Raw genomic sequence first — 18,419 nt, 5'->3', positions numbered from 1 at the left:
CCTACAAACTATTCAAAGTAATTCATAATCTGGTAGCCGCCTTCTTTTAGGTAGCTTTCTTTTTTCATCAGTTTTACATCGCTTTGCATCATATCTGCCACAAGGCCTTGCAGATCGTACTTTGGTTTCCAGCCTAATACGGTATTCGATTTTGTTGGATCACCAATTAGTAGATCTACCTCCGTTGGGCGGAAATACATGGGGTCGACACCGACCAGTTGTGCACTGAGACTGTGAGCACTGAGACTGTGAGACGGTGAGCCCTGGGCGCTGAGACTTTGAGATTGTGAGAGGCGTTCTTTTAATGCCGGCAAGTATTTTTGGCCTACTTTTTCGGTAAAGAGTTTTTCGTCAATAGCGGTTAGTATTCCTTTTTCATCAACGCCTTCTCCTGTGAAAGTGATCTCCATACCAATTTCGGCTGCAGCCATTTTTATAAAGTCGCGGATGGTGGTGGTTATGCCGGTGGCAATTACATAATCGTCGGGTTGCTCTTGTTGCAGGATGAGATACATAGCGCGGATATAATCTTTGGCATGTCCCCAGTCGCGTTTACTGCTAAGGTTACCCATAAATACCTTTTCCTGAAGGCCCAATGCTATTTTTGACAGGGCACGGGTTACTTTACGGGTAACAAAAGTTTCGCCGCGTTGCGGACTCTCATGGTTAAACAAAATTCCGTTACTGGCATGCATCTTATACGCTTCGCGGTAGTTGACCGTAATCCAGTAGGCGTACATTTTTGCAACAGCATAGGGCGAGCGCGGATAGAAAGGCGTTTTTTCGCTTTGGGGTACTTCCTGCACCAGACCATACAATTCAGAAGTAGATGCCTGGTAAATGCGTGTTTTTTCGGTAAGGCCAAGTAAACGAACAGCTTCCAGAATACGTAGGGTTCCTAAGCCATCGGCATTGGCCACATATTCCGGCGTATCGAAGCTCACTTTGACGTGGCTCATGGCTGCCAGGTTATAGATCTCATCGGGTTGTACTTCCTGAATGATTTTGGTGAGGTTCATACTGTCGGTGAGGTCGCCGTAATGCAGGATCAGGTTGCGGTTTTCCACATGCGGATCCTGGTAGAGGTGATCGATGCGGTCGGTGTTAAACATTGATGCACGGCGCTTGATACCGTGAACGATATATCCTTTTTTAAGCAGATATTCTGCTAAATAACCACCGTCTTGTCCGGTGATACCTGTTATCAGTGCTGTTTTTTGTGTCATGATTGTATTTTCAATTAGATCTGTTATTTATTGTTATCCACGAATTACACCTATTTCTCGAAATATTGCCTTTTACGTTTCTGCGCCTGACCCCCTTTGTCTGACGACACCTGCCTGTCGTCAGGCAAGTTTTCCCCAAGGGTGGAAAGCGTTCTGAACGAGTTTTGTTCCAGGACTTTTCATTTGTCCACGAATTGCACGGATTACCCCAATTCGTTTGCGAGAGTGAGGATTAAACGTTTCTTATTAACTGTTAATCGTTTCAAGGTTTAAAAAACACTTGAAGGTTTTTCGGGCAGTTGGCAACCTTATTTAATTCTTTCAACCGTAGTAGTTATTAATGTTATAATTGTAGGGAAACCTTATTTAGCTTATTTGGCTTGGACTCGTTAGTTTATGCATTGATAGCATGTAAAAATATTGCTCTGTTCAAACACTACGCGAAAGCTCGGAAGGAATCACCAGGTGAGATTCGCCCGGGAGCGGTGGCTATGGAAAGTACTTATAAATATCGGCTCGGTGATCAAAGGCTGCAAAAATAACGACATTGTCTTCTATATGGATTCCTATTCGGTATTCGCCCAGACGTATCCGGTAGGTATGCTTATAGCCTTTAAGTTTTTTGAGTTTGGGAATATTACTTAGTTTATTGGCATTTTGTGTTTGCCGAATAATATCGCCAAGCTTTTTTTAGTTAAGCTGTCAGCTGATTTGCTAACCTGTTTGCGAAATTTTTTTGTCAGCTCAATCTTCATCGTTATCAGTATCCAGTGACGACAAAAATTTTGTTTTTTCTTCCTCCTCCAGAAGCCCGGATTCTATCCCTTCTTTTACTGAATAATATATCCCCATTTCTTCTGCATCCTTGTCGCTAAGCTTTTTCGCTTTAAAATTTAATTTTTTTGCTAATTCAAGAATCAGCCGGGCATTTGATTCAGAATCTCCTTTAAGAATTATTGTTTCCATTTGGTACTATTTTATACAAATATACGAGATTAAAATAAGTGATGGTTTTCTTAAGTCCACGAATTGACGAGCTTTCCACCCTTGGGGGGAAAGCTCCCTGAACGAGTTTTGTGCCAGAACTTTTCATTTGTCCACGAATTGCACGGATTACCCCAATTCGTTTGCGAGAGTGAGGATTAAACGTTTCTTATTAACTGTTAAACGCTTGAAGGTTTTGAAAACGCTTGAAGGTTTTTCGTGCTACTGACAACCTTATTTAATTCTTTCAACCGTAGTAGTTATTAATGTTATAATGAATGATCAACCTTATTAAGCTTGTTTTTAATTCTATCCCTAACTGACTGCGCTGTTATGTGCCGGGGCTTTGCCACTGTTATTACCACCCCTGACCCCCAAGGGGGAACCCATGGAACGAATAATTTAGTTTAGATTTTGTTTGGTCCACAAATTACACCGATTTCTTTAATTTATTGCCTGATAAGTTTCTCCGCCTGACCCCCTTTGTCTGACGACACCTGCCTGTCGTCAGGCAAGTTTCCCCAAGGGTGGAAAGCTCCCTGAACGAGTTTTGTGCCAGGACTTTTCATTTGTCCACGAATTGCACGGATTACCCCAATTCGTTTGCGAGAGTGAGGATTAAACGTTTCTTATTAACTGTTAAACCCTTGAAGGTTTTTCGTGCTACTGACAATCTTATTTATTCCTTCCAACCTTAGTAGTCAATAATGTTATAATTGAAGATCATCTTTATTCCAAAAAAAAAACAGTTAAATCGCGAGCATTTATGCCATAACTTTAGTGATTATGGGAATTTCTTGTAAATTTTTCCTCTTGGAGCAAAAGCTGCAAATATTACCGTATCCTCTTCAAAAAAGAACCCGATGCGATACTTCCTTTTTCGGTATCGAAATGCGTTCGGGTGACCTTTTAGTTTCTTAATACCTGAAATTTCTTTTAGTGAATTTGCAGACTCAAAAACAGCAATACTCTGTAAGATCATCTGAGCAAGCTTTTTATCACTGATTTTCTTCAGATCGTTTTCAAATCCATGCAAAAATCTAATCTTCATTCGTATAAGGAGGTTGGTCTTCGTTTAAAATGGTGTGAAGTTGATCCATAATATTTTCTTTCTCAACAAGCGGTGTATTTAGATTTTCTAACATACGATCGAGTAATTGTTCATCCTGAAACTCATCAAGAGTTTTAAATTTTGTCCCCAGACGTTCAGCTAGTTCGACGAAAAATTTTAATTCTGCTTTATCTTTTGGCAGTATAATTATTGTTTCCATGCTATTATTTTATACGGTATAAATATACGGTTTAAAACTGGAATAGTTTTCTATGTTGCCTTTATTCCCGGGGCGTAGCCTCCGGGCTTGTGCCTACTGAGCTCGCGAACGCAGGGGCTGAATTGAACTGCCCTTTCAGGGCGGGTTTTATCCACGAATTACACCGATTACACTAATTTTTATTGGACTACCTATTTTGTCGTTAGCATTTTCAACAGCCCCATAGGGGCGAAATATTGGTAGCCCGGTGCGAAGCTCCGGGTATAAATGCGATAGCATTTAAAGCGGCGCAATTAAAATGTTCAGTAAAGCTTGCCTGTTGTTTGCGCCGCAATGGTATGGCGTTGTTTGTTCATCAGGCGATGCAAGTTCGTATAACGCGCTTAGCGGTTTTGAACCGCTTAGCGCATACTGATTAGTGAAGCAATCTGTTGTTGTTCAATACGGTCCGGATTACAAATCCGAACCAGCGGCGAGGGGCAGTGGGAGTCATATTAATAATCTGACATTAAAGATTCGTAAGGGATTTTTAATTTTTCATGTAGTTTTCTTATCATCTGTAAACTCAATTTACGCTTCCTGCTAAAAATCTCTGAAACTCTACTTTTATATCCAATTATTTTTACCAAATCACTATTTTTCATATCCATTTGCTCCATACGAAAACTGATCGCTTCAATCGGATCAGGAGGAGCAATGGGGTAATGCTCATCTTCATATTTTTCTATCAGGATACATAGAATTTCTGCTTCATCTCCTTCAGGGGAGTCAATCGGAGCATCAAAAATTACCTCAAGTCTTTTTAATGCTTGTTGGTAATCAATTTCTGTTTTAATCACTTTAATATTCATATCCGTCAAATTTTTTCTGCATCAATTGTATCATATTCACTATGTGTGCCAATAAATCGTATAAAAACCCATTGTCGTTCATAGTTTATATGCGTAATCAATCGATATTTGTTTCCACATATATCAAAAACAACACGTCCGGCTTTTAAAATACTTGCTTTGGGATATTGATTCTTAATCGTGGCCGGACTTATCCATTTCGCTTTACTTGCTTCTTTGTGCCACGTTTTCAGTTGGTTTTTCGAATCAGCATGTTTTTCCCAGAAATCCCGAAGTATTTTTTTTGCTATTACCCGCATGTTATTCTTTATCAAACTTGTGGCAAAGATATAAAAAGTTACCAAATTGGTAATATTGTCTTCTGCATTTTAAAATGCCGGATGATCCCTTGCTGGGTTTATTTGTGTTTAAGCGCTTCAAGGTTTTTACCCCTGACCCGCCAAGGGGGAACGACTTAAGCGTGTATTGTTTTAGGGATATACTATGTGTTATTTTTTTTGACTATGAGCTGTTTGTTTTTATCCACGAATTACACGGGTTACACCAATAATATCGCACTCGGTTATCGTAGCCCCTACGGACTACGCTGTGACGTGCCGGGGCGTTGCCCCTGTGCTTGTTATCAAATCTTTTAATGGTCCACGAATTACACCGATTACACTAATTTTTATTGGACTACCTATTTTGTCGTTAGCATTTTCAAAAGCCCCATAGGGGCGAAATATTGGTAGCCCGGTGCGAAGCTCCGGGTATAAATGCGATAGCATTTAAAGCGGCGCAATTAAAATGTTCAGTAAAGCTTGCCTGTTGTTTGCGCCGCAATGGTATGGCGTTGTTTGTTCATCAGGCGATGCAAGTTCGTATAACGCGCTTAGCGGTTTTGAACCGCTTAGCGCATACTGATTAGTGAAGCAATCTGTTGTTGTTTGCAATTTTATAATTGCCTTTCATTGTCGTTATAAACGACGGAATACGAACCCCTCGTTGCAAACGAGGGGGAGTAGGGTCATGCCAGGTAGCAGGGTTTTAATTCCAGTTTCTTTGTTGAATAAAATTTTTTGTTGTTTCGATATTCTTGAACAGATCCTGGCATTTCTCCATTACCTCAGGAATAAGATCTGTTATCGCCTCGGGTATATATTCGTGTGTAATCTGGTTTCTTAAATCTCGAATTTCAAGCAAAGAATCCGCGGAGTGAATAATGCTGAGTTTTTCCGCTTTGTTTAACATGTCAATAAAAGGAAGAAAGGCTTCGTGTAGCAGCATCCATATCGTTCGTAATACTTTCTGTGTATATAAATCAGAGGTGCGGCCAAATTTTGAAGTAAAGGAGTCGAATGTTTCCATTTCTTCAAAGCTATATTCTTTTTTTGTGCCAATTCCCTGGCTTTTTTCTAACGATAGTTTTAGCGAGTATAGCGATTTATCCAGATATACCAGCTCTTCATTTAACAGGGTTAAAGAAATTTTGTCTTTTTCTGTCATGCTTAAATAGTTTGAGCATCTTTTAAAATCAATCGTTTAAAGCTCGAGTCTTCTTTTTTGGTAAAGTTGACCAAATCAATCTTTTGCCAACCAAATTTTTTAAAAAAGGCTATTCGGAATTTTCGTAATTTTCGTGAATCGATTTTCGAATTGGATAAAAGCAAGATGTCGATGTCTCCACCTTTTAGATTGTCGTTAAGCCTTGATCCAAAAAGATATACATCTGTTCCCGGGAACAATGTATTTGCTGTATCTTTTAGGAATTCTCGTATTTCAGGCTTTAATCGCATAAGTCAAAAATAAGTATTTTTTGTGTTTTTTGTGTTTTTGCTTTACATTATTGCTTGCTGAAAGCAATTCTATTTTTGGAACCGGAACATCCTTCGCTGCCGCGCGAATCCTTTCGCGTGGTTTGTAGTTATTTAACTACAATTATATTCTTTAATAATCCTTTTTCTCCGGAATAATCTATTGCGCTACTATACCTATAATCTTCTGCTCGAAAAACTAATCCTTCTTCTACTGGATTTTGGTGAATGTAGTTAATTTTTTCATCGATCACTTTATTGCTCCATAATTCAATTGGTTTATTGTCATGTCTCCAGAATTGATTCTTACTTACATTTGATGCCATTGCCCCAGCTTTTTGAAAGTGTTCAAGTAAAATATCTTTTCGGCTTTCTTGTGGGTTTTCTTTTATTGCTTTTACTATAGCATTACTTGTAAACTGCTTGAAGTCTCCTAATAACTGTTCTGGCTTAACTTCATCTTTATCACTCCTGAAAACTAAATGCACATGACTAGTCATTATACACCATGCAAATATTTCCATGCCTTTGTTTTTCTGACAAAAGCTTAAACTATCGAGTATAATATTCTTGTATTCATTCCTGATAAAAACATCCAACCAGTTGACAACTGCAAAGCTGACAAAATATACACCATCGGGATTATGGAACTTATAGTTACGACTCATGTCGTTTTTTATTTCAGGATTGTAATAGTACAATAACTCTAAGAAGATCTTAGCCTTTCGCTAAACCACGCGAAGGGATTCGCGCGGCAGCGCCGGAGCTTGCCTGTTGTTTGCGCCGCAATAATACGACCCTGGTTTTATCACCACGCGAAGGGATTCGCGGTAGCTATGTAAGACCCTGAAACGAGTTCAGGGTGACGTTCTTAACACGTATTGCAAACATAACCAGGTACGTCATGCTGTCCGTCAGCTGACGGATTCAGCATCTCTGTCATTCTTTCATTATGCCATTCAAAAAAATGGTAAACTCTGCCAATGACGAATATCCGGTTAACGTATGGCGGCGCGGTGTGTATTGTGCCTTAATACTGCTTGTTTTGCGCCGCCGTTATTCGTATTTCGTATGGTCTTTGCGAGGATCCGTCAGCTGACGGAGACGACGCAATCTGTTTTTGTTTACAATTTTAGAATTGCCTTTCATTGCCGTTATAAACGACGGAATACGAACCCCTCGTTGCAAACGAGGGGGAGTAGTGGTAGTGGTAGTTTAAGACCACGCGAAAGGATTCGCGCGGTAGCGGTGGATATAACTGTTTAACAAACGAGATATTATTAAAAACTATTCTAAATTGTGATTTTTTCCAAACATAAATTTGGTGTAATAAACCTATGTTTCTTAACTTGTGGAAAATATTCTAAATGTAAACCGCCGGCTCGTCATCTACCCATCCAAAAGTTTTCGAATCCCGGAAAGGCCAGAAGAGGCCGACGGAGCATTGACAATATATCATATAATTTATTATTACAATGAGTTATCAAGAAGATTTTGAACAGTTGAGCGATGAAATTCAAAATGTTCCGATGGAAAATGTAAAGACTCCTAATCGTCCGGTGGACGAAATTGTTGAACGAACCGAAACACTGGCCGTTGATGCTGCCGAAGACAGTGAAGCACTGGCCGGTGGCGGACTCGATGTTACTTTGATTCCAAAACTGACGACATTGAGCGGGGCTTTGCGTTACTGCCAGGCCGAATGGATGAGTGAATACCGGGCACGTAAAGAGGCCAGGATTCAATGGAACGAAGAATCGCCACAGGCTTTTGCATTGCGTGATGAATTGTTGCATCATTATTCTTTTGCCTACCGGAATCGCGAAGACCTTTTAAATAAGGTTACGCGTATTCGCGAAGGTGGCAGTAATGCCGATATGGTACAGGACTTAGTAGAAGCAGCCATCTTGGGCGAAAAAAATCCTGAACCACTGGTTGCCATTAATTTTGAAATGGATTTACTTCCTCAGGCGCGCACGGTTTCGCATCGTATGTCGGAACTACTGGCGGCTGTTAATGGTTCCGGCGATGAAAGCAGTGAAACCAAAGTGTTACGCGACAAAGCTTTTACCTTATTAAACCAGGTAGACAGTACCATCCGTGAATATGGCCGGTACGTATTCTGGAAAGACGACGACAAAAGGGACAGGTATAAATTATAGTATATTTTGAAACCCTTGATTTTATACCGATGAGAAAGTATTTCTATCGGTATCAACCATTGTAAATACAAAATTTGCTGAAGCTGCATTTTGTATAACAATTGGTACGACTAGTCCCGAGGTAGGTTTGACCCTTCCCCGGGGCTTTTTTATGCCCACCGGCTTTTCAGCCCTTTCCCCGGCCAATTTTCTGTGCTCACCAAAGCGGTTGAGCTTTCCCCGACGTTATTTTTCTGCTCACCGATGCCGATATGTCTTCCCCGAACACTTTTTTGCGCTCACTGGCGAAATTAAGGGTTCCCCGGGCAATTTTTGTTGTTCCCCGGGTGGTGGTGAGCTCTCCCCGGCAATTTCTCTTGCTCCACAGGGGGCTTTTGCCGTTCCCCGGGTTATTTCTTTGCTTCACCGGAGGTTTGGTGGTGTTTTGTTCCTGGCAATATTTCAGGTTATCTATAAGAATACTTTTGTATTCATTGCGTGTAAAAACATCTACCCAACCTTCAACTGCAAATGAGACAAAATTTACCCTGTGAAATAAATCATAGATTTAACGCACAGCGTTATTTCACAGGGTAAACACCATCGGGATTATGGAACTTATAGTTACGACTCATGTCGTTTTTTATTTCAGGATTGTAATAGTACAATAACTCTAAGAAGATCTTAGCCTTTCGCTAAACCACGCGAAGGGATTCGCGCGGCAGCGGCGGTTTGCGCCGCAATTAACCATTCGTTGTTCAAGGCTAAATTTCTAATGTCGTTATAAACGCCAGGATATTAATCCTTTGTGGCAAACTAGGGGCAGTGGGGCCTTGTTTAATCACCACGCGAAGCAATTCGCGCGGTAGCGGGGTTAAATCCCGGCCATCGGCTTTATTCCGACTCAAACGTAATCCCATCTTTTTGTTTTTTGATGAACTCGTAGTGCAGGGTGTTGTGGAGGCCTTGCGATAATGTGTAGGGCGCTTTAAACCCGCAACTATGCGCTCTTGATGCATCAAACTGGGTGGTGGCACAAAACTTTTTAACACGAACAGAGCTTACTGCAAATTTTTTGCCGGTGATTTTACTGAGCACATCAAAACCAAATCCTCCTAACATACCCAACCAATAGGGGAAATGTGTTGCCGGAATTTTTTTGTTCAGACTTTCTTCCACCTGAGCTACCAAATCGTTCATATTCAAATCGGGCTTGTCGATGTAGTTGAATACTCTGTATCCTGGAGATGAGTTTTTTAGATGGTATTTGATAAAAGCGGCAATATTACCTACATAGGCCATCGATTTGTAATTGGTCCCCTTGCCAACCATTAAAAATTTGCCAGAGGCAATTTGTTTGAGCAAATTATACACGTTGCCCCGGTTGCGTTCGCCAAAGATTACTGTTGGGCGAATAATTGTTAACGACCGTTTCTCCGGATCTTTATTGTACCATTCGCGCAAAACTTCTTCTGCTTGCCATTTGCTTTTACCATAGTGGTTAAAGGGATCGGCGGGGTGGCTTTCGTTGGGATTGGTTTTATTCAGTCCATAAACGGCAACGGAACTGGTAAAGATGATTTTCTTCACCCCGTTTTTGTCCATCGCATCCAGTACGTTGCGAGTACCCTGCACATTCACATCGTAATATAGCGAAGTGGGGGAGACATCATCCCGGTGTTCTGCGGCCAATAGGACCACAGCTTCCTGGCCAGCTAAAGATTGATCTAACTGTTCCTGATCCCTCACATCGCCAAGAGTAGTGAGCTTCGGGAAAAATGGGCTTTGTTGCTTGTCAAATATTTTGAGATGAAATTCTTCTTTAACTAGATCGGTTAAGCGGGTCCCTACAAAGCCCGAAGCACCGATGAATAGCATATTTTTATAGTTTTTCATAGATCTTATGTAGTTTGGGGAGCACTAAAGAATTTGAAAAATATTTCAAGACTCTTTTTTTTGCATTATTACCTAGTAGTTGCCTATAATTAGCATCAAAAGACAATTTATCTATTGCGTTAGCTAGACTTTCTGAATTGTTTTGTTCGACTGTGATTCCAGTTTTGTCATGAACACTAACGAATGGCACACCAGTATCAAGATTGGTATTTATTACAGGCTTATTAAAAATCATTGCTTCTAACTGAATAATACCAAATGCTTCACTTGGTGCATTTGATGGAAAAACAAAAAAGAGGCAGTGTTGAAGAATGTATTTTTTATTTTCTTCTGATACAAAATCGTTTATGAACTCTATTTTTTTATTTTCTTTTAATTTATAGTTATTAATCAATTTGATAATTTCTGAGTCTCCATCACCAATAATTTTTAACTTTATGCTAGATTGGCACTTTGCATATGCCTCTAATAATATATGAATTCCTTTGTAATATGATAAACGGCCCAGATAAAGAATATATTCTTCTTGATTAATTGACAGGTTTTGAGGAATATATTTTTGCTCATCAATTGATAGGGGAAGAATTTTTACTTTTTCTTTAAATTTTGATATTACTGAAGAAAATTCTAATAGTTGGGGAGATGTCGTTAATATGATTGAAGATTTTTCACAAAGTTTTGATTGGAAAAATTCGATGATCTTTTTTAATGATTTTTGCTTAATAATATCACTATGCCAGGTGATAATATGTTTTTTATTTTTTGAAAGAAAAGGCGAAAGTAATGATGCAATTGGAAATGGTTCGTGAAAATGTGTTATATCAGCTTTCAAATATTCTTTAATAAAATAGATAAAAAATGATATTGAAATCGGCATAGAAAGAAAAGTGCCAAATGAAGAGCACCTTATAATATTCACATCATTTATTATCTCTATTTTAGTTTTAAAAGTAAAATTTTTATTAATGCATAATACAGTTACATTGTCCCATTTATTTAAATACTCTGCGTATTGTTGGACAATAGTTTCAATTCCTCCTAAATCAGGGAAATAGAACTTATTAATTTGGAGTATCTTCATACTTGATTCTATTTTTATAAAGTTCAATTGTTTGCTCTGCACTATGTTCCCAAGAAAATTTTTTAACATTTTGCAAGCCATTGCCTACGAGTTGTTTGTATAAATTGTCATCATCAAGTAATTCAGTCAATCGATAAACTAATTCATCTACATCTTTTGGAGAAAAATACAAACCAGAATCTCCCACAACTTCTGGAAGTGATGAGGTCTTGGATACAATGACAGGTGTGCCACATGCCATTGATTCTAATGCGGGAAGACCAAAACCTTCATAAAGAGATGGAAACACAAAAACATGTGCAGCGACATATAATAATTTTTTATCAAGCTCAGAAATAAAGCCTGTAAACTTAATGTTTTTTTCAAGATTATTCTTTCTGATATAATAAAAGACCTCCTCTCTATTACTGTATATGTTGCCTACTATTATTAAATTATATTCTTTTTTAAAATTTCGAAATGCTTTTAACAGTGTGATTATGTTTTTGTGCGGCTTAACATTTCCAACACATAGAATATATTTCTTACCCTCAGAATATTTATTTCTTATAAATATTTTTTGATCTTCAGATATGTTTGTGTTATAAAAATCACTAACTCCATTAGGTATTACTGATATTCTATTCTCATCAAGGCCATAATCATTAATCAAATCTTGTTTTGTATGATTTGAAACGGTTATTATGTTTTTACTGTTATCTTGTTTTAACATAGTTAAAAAAAAAGACATATAAAATCTAGAACTTTTCGAGAAGAATTCTGGAAATTTTAAGGGAATTAAATCATGGATGGTTACAAAGGTGTTTTTAAATCTTGACAGTATGGGAAAAACAAAATGAGGGCAATGGTAGATGTCAAATTTTCTCAAGTGTTTCCTAACAGTTAGCTGATTTGTAATGCTAAATATTTTGGAATCTGTCTCTATTATTTTAACTTTTGATTCAAAATCTATATTTTTATTTGTTAATAACGTTATACTGTTAGGGCCTGTATTCATATGTTTTATTAGTTCTCTGGAATATGTTCCTATTCCTGACCAACTTTGCATGCGATAATCAAATAATATTTTCATAGATGTTTTCGAATTAAATCTATTATTCCTTTGATTTTAATTATACTAAGAAATAGCGCAGGTAAAAGAATTGACAATCTTTTTAAATATTCAGACTTAGGAAGATGAACTCTATTAATTGTTAATTCTTCCAGATAATACTTTCGAAGATTCTTTCCACTAATCCCGTTACATTCATAATTTATTAAAGGATGATCAATAAATGTAAAGTTAAAATATTTCATTGCACGCAACCAAAACTCATAATCCATTCTTATTTCGAGATTGGTGTTAAAATTACCAATTGTTTTAAAAACATCCTTATGGACAAGTGAAGATTGATGAGAAACAAGGGCTTTTTTATATAATGGTTCATTATTTCTTAAAACTCGTTTTGGTATTTTGGATTTACCAAATTTTGAAAATCCGGTTATAATTTTATTTATGCCTATGTTTATTATAAATGTTTCAAGTGAATTTTTAGAAAAAAAGGTATCGCCAGAATTTAAAAAAAGAAGATATTCACCACTAGCATGGTTTATTCCTTTGTTAAATGCCTCACTAATTCCTTTGTCTGCTGAGCTTTCCCAATAAGCTAAAATGCTTGAATATTTTTCTATTTTTTTTACTGTATTATCGGTTGACAAACCATCAATAATAATGTACTCGATATTTTTATAGCTTTGGTTAAGAACACTTTTTATTGTTTTTTCAATAGAATTTTCTCCATTTTTAACTATAGTTATAATTGAAATTAAGGGGTGTTGCTTTTTTTTCATGAGTTTTATTTTCAAAGTCAAGTATATAATAGAAAATAATTAAAAAGTATGATTCAAAACAAGACATAAGAAATAACGAAAAGAAAAAATATGATATCAAATATTCATAATTATACCAGTTGAACTTATTTCTAAAAGCATAAGACAAAAGTGAGAAATATGTAATAAAAAAAATTACCCCTCCTTTAGACAAGAAATTTAAAAAACTATTATGAACTTCGATTTCAAAGTTTTTAAATAAATAATCTTCATAGTCATCTATACCGAAAAAAAGATCATCAGTTTCTTCTGTGAAATGTTTGAAAAGAGCAATATTTGCTGTAAAGCGCACTGAATTTGATCCATCGTAAATTTTAAATATTCTCACAGGCCCCGAATATGCAACCGTTCTATCGGTGAAATTTCGCAAATATGCAGCACTTAAAAGTATTGTAAAAATAAGACTCAGAAATGCAATTCTTGTAAAGTTTAATTTATTCATTATCTGAGCAAATAATGAAAATCTGGTTTTTATTATTTTTATGAAATAAAAAGTATTATGGCAAAAACAAGATTTCTACTTTCAAGAAAGAAGATTCCAAAAATCAGAATGCCTAAGGTTAGTATTGTCTTAAACTTAATATTTAGCTTTTGCAATAGAAAAAATAAAAGCAGCAATGATAAGCCAGTGAAATTCGAGTCAGGAATATTTGTATGATATCTGCCATCCTTGCTAGATTCAATATAAATTAATGAGAAAAAGAGAGCCAAATATATTAAACCGAACAATATATATCTGTTAATATTTCGATTTCTAAAGGTTGATATATATACCAGAATAAATATAATAATTGACTGAGAGAAGATAAAAGAATTTTTTGTAAAAAATGCTAATAACAAATGGAACGCAAATGTCGATAATAAGATAGCTAAATTTTTACGGCTAATGTTTAAATATACTAATGAAATTAGAAGCATAAAACCATAACCGAAAATAGCATAAGAAACTTCGGCATAAGGAATAATATAAACAGAAAGTATAGCATACAAAAAAATAATGTATAGATAAAACTTTGAGATCTTTGGTGATTGAAATTTTGATAATAAGCCATGCTTATTTCTCAGATTTATTAATTATAGATGAGTATTGATTTATATAGGTATTGACTACTTTTTGAGAGTCAAATTTTTCACTTATATGGTCTCTTGCATTTTTCGCGATCTTCTTATAATCACTATCATACAATATCCATTTTATTCCTTTTACAAGACTTTCAACCGATTTGAGTTTTGATAGATATCCATTTTCTTTATGGCTAATAAGATCGGAATTTCCACCAGTGTTAAAAGCAACTACAGGGGTGCCACAAGCTAATGATTCCATTATGGCATTCGATAAATTTTCTTGAAGACTTGGAATAATCATTAAATCTGCTGCTGAATAAATTGTGGCTAATGAAACATCATCAGATAATATACCGGAATAATGAATCTTAAAACCAAAATTGGAAGAGGATGAAGGCTTGCTGCTGCCCATGATTACTATTTCTATCTCTTCAGAATCGAGTTTCGTTAAAGCTTCAGTAATGTAATAATATCCTTTATTAGGATCACTTGTTGGATTAAGTGCTCCGAATAATAATATTTTTTTATCAATAGGTAGATTCCATAAGTTTCGTGCTACTTCCTTTTTAATGGGTTTATAAACATTTAAGTTTATTGGATTAGGAAGAGTTATTATTTTTTTATTCTTCAATAATTTACTATTACGAGCTTCAACAGATATCCATTTGCTTAGACCTACTATTGTAATGTTTTTGAGTTTATCAAGTGTTTTTTGTTTACGTTTCCAATTTGTGTGGCTTAAATCTTTTTTGCTATAGCTTTTAAGTTTTGGGCATTTTCCACATTCTTCCAAATAACTCAAGCAGTCCCACTTTACGTGGCATCCTCCTGTAAATAACCAATTATCGTGCATTGTCCAAACTATTGGAGCTTTTATTTGTCTTAATTCTTCTAACTTGAGCATCCCGCCTGATATCCAATGTAGATGAACAATATCAGGAGACATTCTATTTATTCTCTTTACAATATTTGAGAAAGGGAGCCACAAGATTGTAAATGGACCCTCATTGGTTGATTTATATCTTATAAGCGGAAGGTTATCAATGTGAGGTCTTAAAAGATTTATCCCTTGTTTTAATCTTGAATTTGGTCCTAGAACGGTATAATCGTCTGATGCTTTTACTTGTACTAACATCTTTGAATCAACATTAGCATTAATTAATCCTCGATGGAGTCTATATGCTGCTCTTGCTGCTCCACCATGTATGTCGGATGTATTTACTATAAGTACCTTCATATTTAAATTGTTTGGGTATTTTTTTTATACTTATGATTTTAAAATCTTTTGAGAAAACTCAAATGCTTCTTTGATAATAACAAAAAAAGATAAATTTGGATTTTTCGTTTAAGAATATTTTTAAAAGATCCCTTATAAAACTTAGATATACTATCTAATATCTTTTGATTCGGTTTAATATCTTTTTTTAATGGTAACAACTTAAAGTTGTTGTTTACCCTTTGATTTTTATATACAACGTCAATACCGCAATTAACGCCAGAGCCATCATTGCCAATATTTCTCACTAATGAATAGGAAGGAAATACAGAGTACATATTATTCTCAATTAGATGCTTGACAATAAATGTATCTCCATGAATTTGTTGTTTATTAACCGCATTAATCATGTTGGGAACATAATGAGCCGCTATTTTATTCGCATTTTTTATGTTGGAGCAATTCTTAATAAATTTTCTTATATCAGCTATTTCGAAACTAACAGCATTGTATTTATCTTTCCATATACCATAACCCCAGCCCGAAAATCCTTTCCAAATATAAATGTCGTTATAGTAATTCTTTGGTATATTAATAGGTAGACTATAGCCATTGATAGAAAAAATATCATGCCTGTCCTTATAAACATCAAGTCCTTTATTAATGAATGATAGGAAACCAGGAGCGAAAACATTGTCGTCTTCAGAAACTATTAAATTATCATAGATCGAAAAAATATCTTGTCGCGCTGTTTCTGCATTATTTCTTGGACCTTTGTTTTCAGTTCTTTCAAATATTTCTATTTTCTTAAAACCTTTTAAAGCCTTAGCATATTCTTTGATTTGCCTATTAGGCTCAACATCGATTTCTTTCGATGGGGCATCCACTGCAATGTATAAAGGAGACTTGTCGGCTCCTTCGCATTTTTTTAATGATTCTATACACTTTTTAAAATGTTTTTCTCGGTTATAAACAGTAATGAGTATTGGAGTAGAATATCTTTTCATAAAAGCAACTATATTATTATCACGATATGTTAGACAGCTTTATTTTGATTTTCTTTGCTAATATTTTTAAAAAGTATTTAGTATTAAAGTAAGGAATTACAACATATTTTATGAGTCTATTTGAAATAAAACTAATTCTCTTATTGTCTACCTCATAACCAAAGTCCTTCAATATATCAGAAGCTAAATACTCAAACAATGTTAGTTCAAAATAATTCATTTCTTTTTTATACGTGTTAAAAAGACCATCTGAAAAGCTCAAACGATTATTTGTTGGCATACTTACCATATTACGTTTGTAATTGTATTTTTCACTTATTTTGGTAACCAAACCTGTTTCATTTGACACTCCAAGGAAATCAAATATTCTTGTCAAATAAAGATTAGTGTTTTGGAACAAATCTTCATATTTAATTTCAATTATATCTTGGTTGTGTTTCGATTGATATTCTCTAACATCCAATATTTGACTAACCCATTTCTTTGCACCCAATAAAATATTATCAATTCCAATCTCATATTTCTTATGAATCTTCACCTCTGACAAGACTGCATTTCTACCATCTCTGACAATATGAATAAACTTTGAATTCGGAATAAAATATTTAATTGAGTTAAGTTCAGAGGTTAGATCTGTAGCCTTTTCTACGTAGTACTGCTTATTTTCTGGAATAAACTGATAAAAAATTCGTATATATTCAATTATTAGTGAATTTAATTGTTTTTGAGTTATTTTAGATGGAAGACCTCTTGTAAAACCTCTTTCTGTAAATTCCTTTTTTTCATGTTTATATTTTTCTATTAATGGGAAAATATAACCTTGTAAAAAAGTATTAGAACCATTAAATGTTGATACTTCTGGGTGTTCTGATATCATTTTATGAAGCCAAGTAGTTCCTGAGCGTGGTGCTCCTATTATAAAAATGAAAGTAGTAGTAGTATCCATAATAGATTTTTGATTTATAGATTTAAATAGTTACATCAAGGTCTTTTAAGTGGTCAAATCTACTGCCTTTCATTTCTTCTTTCATATTCCATAACATTTCTCTGTAGCTATACTCTGGTTGATACCCTAATTCTTTTTTTGCGTTGGTGATATCATATAAATATGAGTTTTGACTTGGCTTATTTGGCCGATAAATAATTTCTGATTGTTTATCTTCAGGTGAAAAAACATCCACTACACCTCTTATTTGATCTTCAAGTGTAATTGGTTTACCTGTAGCTACATTATAAAAACCTTTATCTAAATCAGAGTCAATAGCTCTATTAAGCATCTGATTAAAATCTTTCACATATACGATGTCTTTAGCTCTGTTGGGATCTCCCCAAATTTCAATAGGCTCAGAGTTTATTGCTTTTTGTATAAAAAATCGGTAACCCATAGGAACGCTTTTACCATTGACATACATATCAAAAATAGGACGATAATTGTATATTGTAGGCAACCTGAAAATAAATGTTCGAAGACCGTGATCCCGATGATAATGTTCAATTAAATCAACCGCTGCGTTTTTTGTTATTATATAAACAGCGTGATCCCCTTTTAAAACAAGTTTTCGTGGAGCATCAGGTTTTATATATTCACCGGTATTCCAATAACCCGCAACGTCTGAATGTGATTGTGTGAATAATAATTGCTGTACATTGGAATTTCTACAATATTCCAGCACATTCAATGTCCCTTTTACATTAACATCTATATACTTTTGTGGATCATACCCTATCATCCGAGAAGGCATAGCTCCTGCAATTAATACTACAGAGTCAATACCTGAATCAGGTAATTGTTTAAAGTCTTCCTTATTTGTTATGTCTACTTTTACTGATTTAATACCTCTCTCTGAATAATATCTTTCATTTACATTTCTACGACCAACTGCCCATACATTATATCCTTTTTCATGAAGATGGTCTACAAAATAAGTCCCTAAAGTGCCTGTTGCACCTATTACCATTACCGTTTTCATAATATCCTATTTTAAAATTTAATCTGAAATTTTACCGAACTTTGATAAA

The 18,419-nt window shown here is 35.4% G+C and carries 19 protein-coding genes; 1 reads left to right on the top strand and 18 read right to left on the bottom strand.

Features of this window, described 5'->3' with window-relative positions; all coding sequences use genetic code 11:
* Positions 1-8 precede the first annotated feature (8 nt).
* The 10 genes from gmd to G0Q07_RS12720 all read right to left on the bottom strand — a co-directional run bounded on the left by gmd (position 9) and on the right by G0Q07_RS12720 (position 6,793).
* Positions 9-1,226 (bottom strand): GDP-mannose 4,6-dehydratase, encoded by a 1,218-nt coding sequence (gmd, locus tag G0Q07_RS12765; RefSeq protein ID WP_163346535.1) that lies wholly within the window; start codon positions 1,224-1,226, stop codon positions 9-11.
* Positions 1,227-1,715: 489 nt separating this feature from the next.
* Entirely contained in the window at positions 1,716-1,898 is a 183-nt protein-coding gene (locus tag G0Q07_RS21320) for a type II toxin-antitoxin system RelE family toxin (RefSeq protein ID WP_394366541.1), read from the bottom strand.
* Positions 1,899-1,970: 72 nt separating this feature from the next.
* Complete coding sequence (locus G0Q07_RS12755; protein WP_163346528.1) at positions 1,971-2,192, bottom strand: hypothetical protein; 222 nt, start codon at positions 2,190-2,192, stop codon at positions 1,971-1,973.
* Between the two features lie 802 nt (positions 2,193-2,994).
* The gene (locus tag G0Q07_RS12750) at positions 2,995-3,261 is read right to left on the bottom strand and encodes a type II toxin-antitoxin system RelE family toxin (RefSeq protein ID WP_163346526.1); all 267 of its coding nucleotides are present in this window, start codon (positions 3,259-3,261) and stop codon (positions 2,995-2,997) included.
* Positions 3,251-3,481, bottom strand: coding sequence for a hypothetical protein (locus G0Q07_RS12745; RefSeq protein WP_163346524.1), 231 nt, complete (start codon positions 3,479-3,481; stop codon positions 3,251-3,253). Before G0Q07_RS12745 ends, G0Q07_RS12750 begins: the two co-directional genes overlap by 11 nt.
* A gap of 494 nt (positions 3,482-3,975) precedes the next feature.
* Positions 3,976-4,332, bottom strand: a complete 357-nt coding sequence (locus tag G0Q07_RS12740) for a helix-turn-helix domain-containing protein (protein WP_163346522.1) — start codon at positions 4,330-4,332, stop codon at positions 3,976-3,978.
* A gap of 5 nt (positions 4,333-4,337) precedes the next feature.
* Positions 4,338-4,631, bottom strand: a complete 294-nt coding sequence (locus G0Q07_RS12735) for a type II toxin-antitoxin system HigB family toxin (RefSeq protein WP_163346519.1) — start codon at positions 4,629-4,631, stop codon at positions 4,338-4,340.
* Positions 4,632-5,358: 727 nt separating this feature from the next.
* Complete coding sequence (locus G0Q07_RS12730) at positions 5,359-5,817, bottom strand: hypothetical protein (protein WP_163346517.1); 459 nt, start codon at positions 5,815-5,817, stop codon at positions 5,359-5,361.
* Between the two features lie 2 nt (positions 5,818-5,819).
* A complete protein-coding gene (locus tag G0Q07_RS12725; RefSeq protein WP_163346515.1) occupies positions 5,820-6,107 on the bottom strand; it encodes a nucleotidyltransferase domain-containing protein in 288 nt (95 codons plus the stop codon).
* 128 nt (positions 6,108-6,235) lie between these two features.
* Positions 6,236-6,793: an REP-associated tyrosine transposase gene (locus G0Q07_RS12720; RefSeq protein ID WP_163346513.1), complete on the bottom strand. Its 558-nt coding sequence runs from the start codon at positions 6,791-6,793 to the stop codon at positions 6,236-6,238.
* Between the two features lie 807 nt (positions 6,794-7,600).
* Here G0Q07_RS12720 and G0Q07_RS12715 point away from each other — a divergent pair.
* On the top strand, positions 7,601-8,287 hold the full coding sequence (locus tag G0Q07_RS12715; RefSeq protein ID WP_163346511.1) for a hypothetical protein: 687 nt from the start codon (positions 7,601-7,603) through the stop codon (positions 8,285-8,287).
* Between the two features lie 873 nt (positions 8,288-9,160).
* Here G0Q07_RS12715 and G0Q07_RS12710 read toward each other — a convergent pair.
* The 8 genes from G0Q07_RS12710 to G0Q07_RS12675 form a co-directional block, all read right to left on the bottom strand.
* Positions 9,161-10,162, bottom strand: a complete 1,002-nt coding sequence (locus G0Q07_RS12710) for an NAD-dependent epimerase/dehydratase family protein (protein WP_163346509.1) — start codon at positions 10,160-10,162, stop codon at positions 9,161-9,163.
* Complete coding sequence (locus G0Q07_RS12705) at positions 10,149-11,243, bottom strand: glycosyltransferase (protein WP_163346506.1); 1,095 nt, start codon at positions 11,241-11,243, stop codon at positions 10,149-10,151. The genes G0Q07_RS12710 and G0Q07_RS12705 overlap by 14 nt, the downstream gene beginning before the upstream one ends.
* Positions 11,224-12,315 carry a glycosyltransferase family 4 protein gene (locus tag G0Q07_RS12700; RefSeq protein WP_163346504.1) on the bottom strand — a complete coding sequence of 364 codons (1,092 nt, stop codon included), beginning with the start codon at positions 12,313-12,315 and terminating at the stop codon, positions 11,224-11,226. The genes G0Q07_RS12705 and G0Q07_RS12700 overlap by 20 nt, the downstream gene beginning before the upstream one ends.
* A complete protein-coding gene (locus G0Q07_RS12695; RefSeq protein WP_163346502.1) occupies positions 12,312-13,073 on the bottom strand; it encodes a glycosyltransferase family 2 protein in 762 nt (253 codons plus the stop codon). Before G0Q07_RS12695 ends, G0Q07_RS12700 begins: the two co-directional genes overlap by 4 nt.
* Positions 13,074-14,166: 1,093 nt before the next feature.
* Positions 14,167-15,414 (bottom strand): glycosyltransferase family 4 protein, encoded by a 1,248-nt coding sequence (locus tag G0Q07_RS12690; protein ID WP_163346500.1) that lies wholly within the window; start codon positions 15,412-15,414, stop codon positions 14,167-14,169.
* Between the two features lie 38 nt (positions 15,415-15,452).
* Complete coding sequence (locus G0Q07_RS12685) at positions 15,453-16,400, bottom strand: glycosyltransferase family 2 protein (protein ID WP_163346498.1); 948 nt, start codon at positions 16,398-16,400, stop codon at positions 15,453-15,455.
* Positions 16,401-16,419: 19 nt separating this feature from the next.
* Positions 16,420-17,346, bottom strand: a complete 927-nt coding sequence (locus G0Q07_RS12680) for a sulfotransferase family protein (RefSeq protein ID WP_163346495.1) — start codon at positions 17,344-17,346, stop codon at positions 16,420-16,422.
* Positions 17,347-17,368: 22 nt separating this feature from the next.
* Complete coding sequence (locus G0Q07_RS12675) at positions 17,369-18,370, bottom strand: NAD-dependent epimerase/dehydratase family protein (RefSeq protein WP_163346492.1); 1,002 nt, start codon at positions 18,368-18,370, stop codon at positions 17,369-17,371.
* Positions 18,371-18,419 lie beyond the last annotated feature (49 nt).

Origin of the sequence: Draconibacterium halophilum (genome assembly GCF_010448835.1) — a bacterium.
In the GTDB taxonomy this organism is placed as follows: Bacteria; Bacteroidota; Bacteroidia; order Bacteroidales; family Prolixibacteraceae; genus Draconibacterium; species Draconibacterium halophilum.
This window is presented reverse-complemented; position numbering and strand designations above follow the sequence as displayed.

Coding starts and splice junctions, on each gene's coding strand:
- gmd (WP_163346535.1), bottom strand. CDS start 1,226: ATGACACAAAAAACAGCACTGATAACAGGTATCACCGGACAAGACGGT.
- G0Q07_RS12755 (WP_163346528.1), bottom strand. CDS start 2,192: ATGGAAACAATAATTCTTAAAGGAGATTCTGAATCAAATGCCCGGCTG.
- G0Q07_RS12750 (WP_163346526.1), bottom strand. CDS start 3,261: ATGAAGATTAGATTTTTGCATGGATTTGAAAACGATCTGAAGAAAATC.
- G0Q07_RS12745 (WP_163346524.1), bottom strand. CDS start 3,481: ATGGAAACAATAATTATACTGCCAAAAGATAAAGCAGAATTAAAATTT.
- G0Q07_RS12740 (WP_163346522.1), bottom strand. CDS start 4,332: ATGAATATTAAAGTGATTAAAACAGAAATTGATTACCAACAAGCATTA.
- G0Q07_RS12735 (WP_163346519.1), bottom strand. CDS start 4,631: ATGCGGGTAATAGCAAAAAAAATACTTCGGGATTTCTGGGAAAAACAT.
- G0Q07_RS12730 (WP_163346517.1), bottom strand. CDS start 5,817: ATGACAGAAAAAGACAAAATTTCTTTAACCCTGTTAAATGAAGAGCTG.
- G0Q07_RS12725 (WP_163346515.1), bottom strand. CDS start 6,107: ATGCGATTAAAGCCTGAAATACGAGAATTCCTAAAAGATACAGCAAAT.
- G0Q07_RS12720 (WP_163346513.1), bottom strand. CDS start 6,793: ATGAGTCGTAACTATAAGTTCCATAATCCCGATGGTGTATATTTTGTC.
- G0Q07_RS12715 (WP_163346511.1), top strand. CDS start 7,601: ATGAGTTATCAAGAAGATTTTGAACAGTTGAGCGATGAAATTCAAAAT.
- G0Q07_RS12710 (WP_163346509.1), bottom strand. CDS start 10,162: ATGAAAAACTATAAAAATATGCTATTCATCGGTGCTTCGGGCTTTGTA.
- G0Q07_RS12705 (WP_163346506.1), bottom strand. CDS start 11,243: ATGAAGATACTCCAAATTAATAAGTTCTATTTCCCTGATTTAGGAGGA.
- G0Q07_RS12700 (WP_163346504.1), bottom strand. CDS start 12,315: ATGAAAATATTATTTGATTATCGCATGCAAAGTTGGTCAGGAATAGGA.
- G0Q07_RS12695 (WP_163346502.1), bottom strand. CDS start 13,073: ATGAAAAAAAAGCAACACCCCTTAATTTCAATTATAACTATAGTTAAA.
- G0Q07_RS12690 (WP_163346500.1), bottom strand. CDS start 15,414: ATGAAGGTACTTATAGTAAATACATCCGACATACATGGTGGAGCAGCA.
- G0Q07_RS12685 (WP_163346498.1), bottom strand. CDS start 16,400: ATGAAAAGATATTCTACTCCAATACTCATTACTGTTTATAACCGAGAA.
- G0Q07_RS12680 (WP_163346495.1), bottom strand. CDS start 17,346: ATGGATACTACTACTACTTTCATTTTTATAATAGGAGCACCACGCTCA.
- G0Q07_RS12675 (WP_163346492.1), bottom strand. CDS start 18,370: ATGAAAACGGTAATGGTAATAGGTGCAACAGGCACTTTAGGGACTTAT.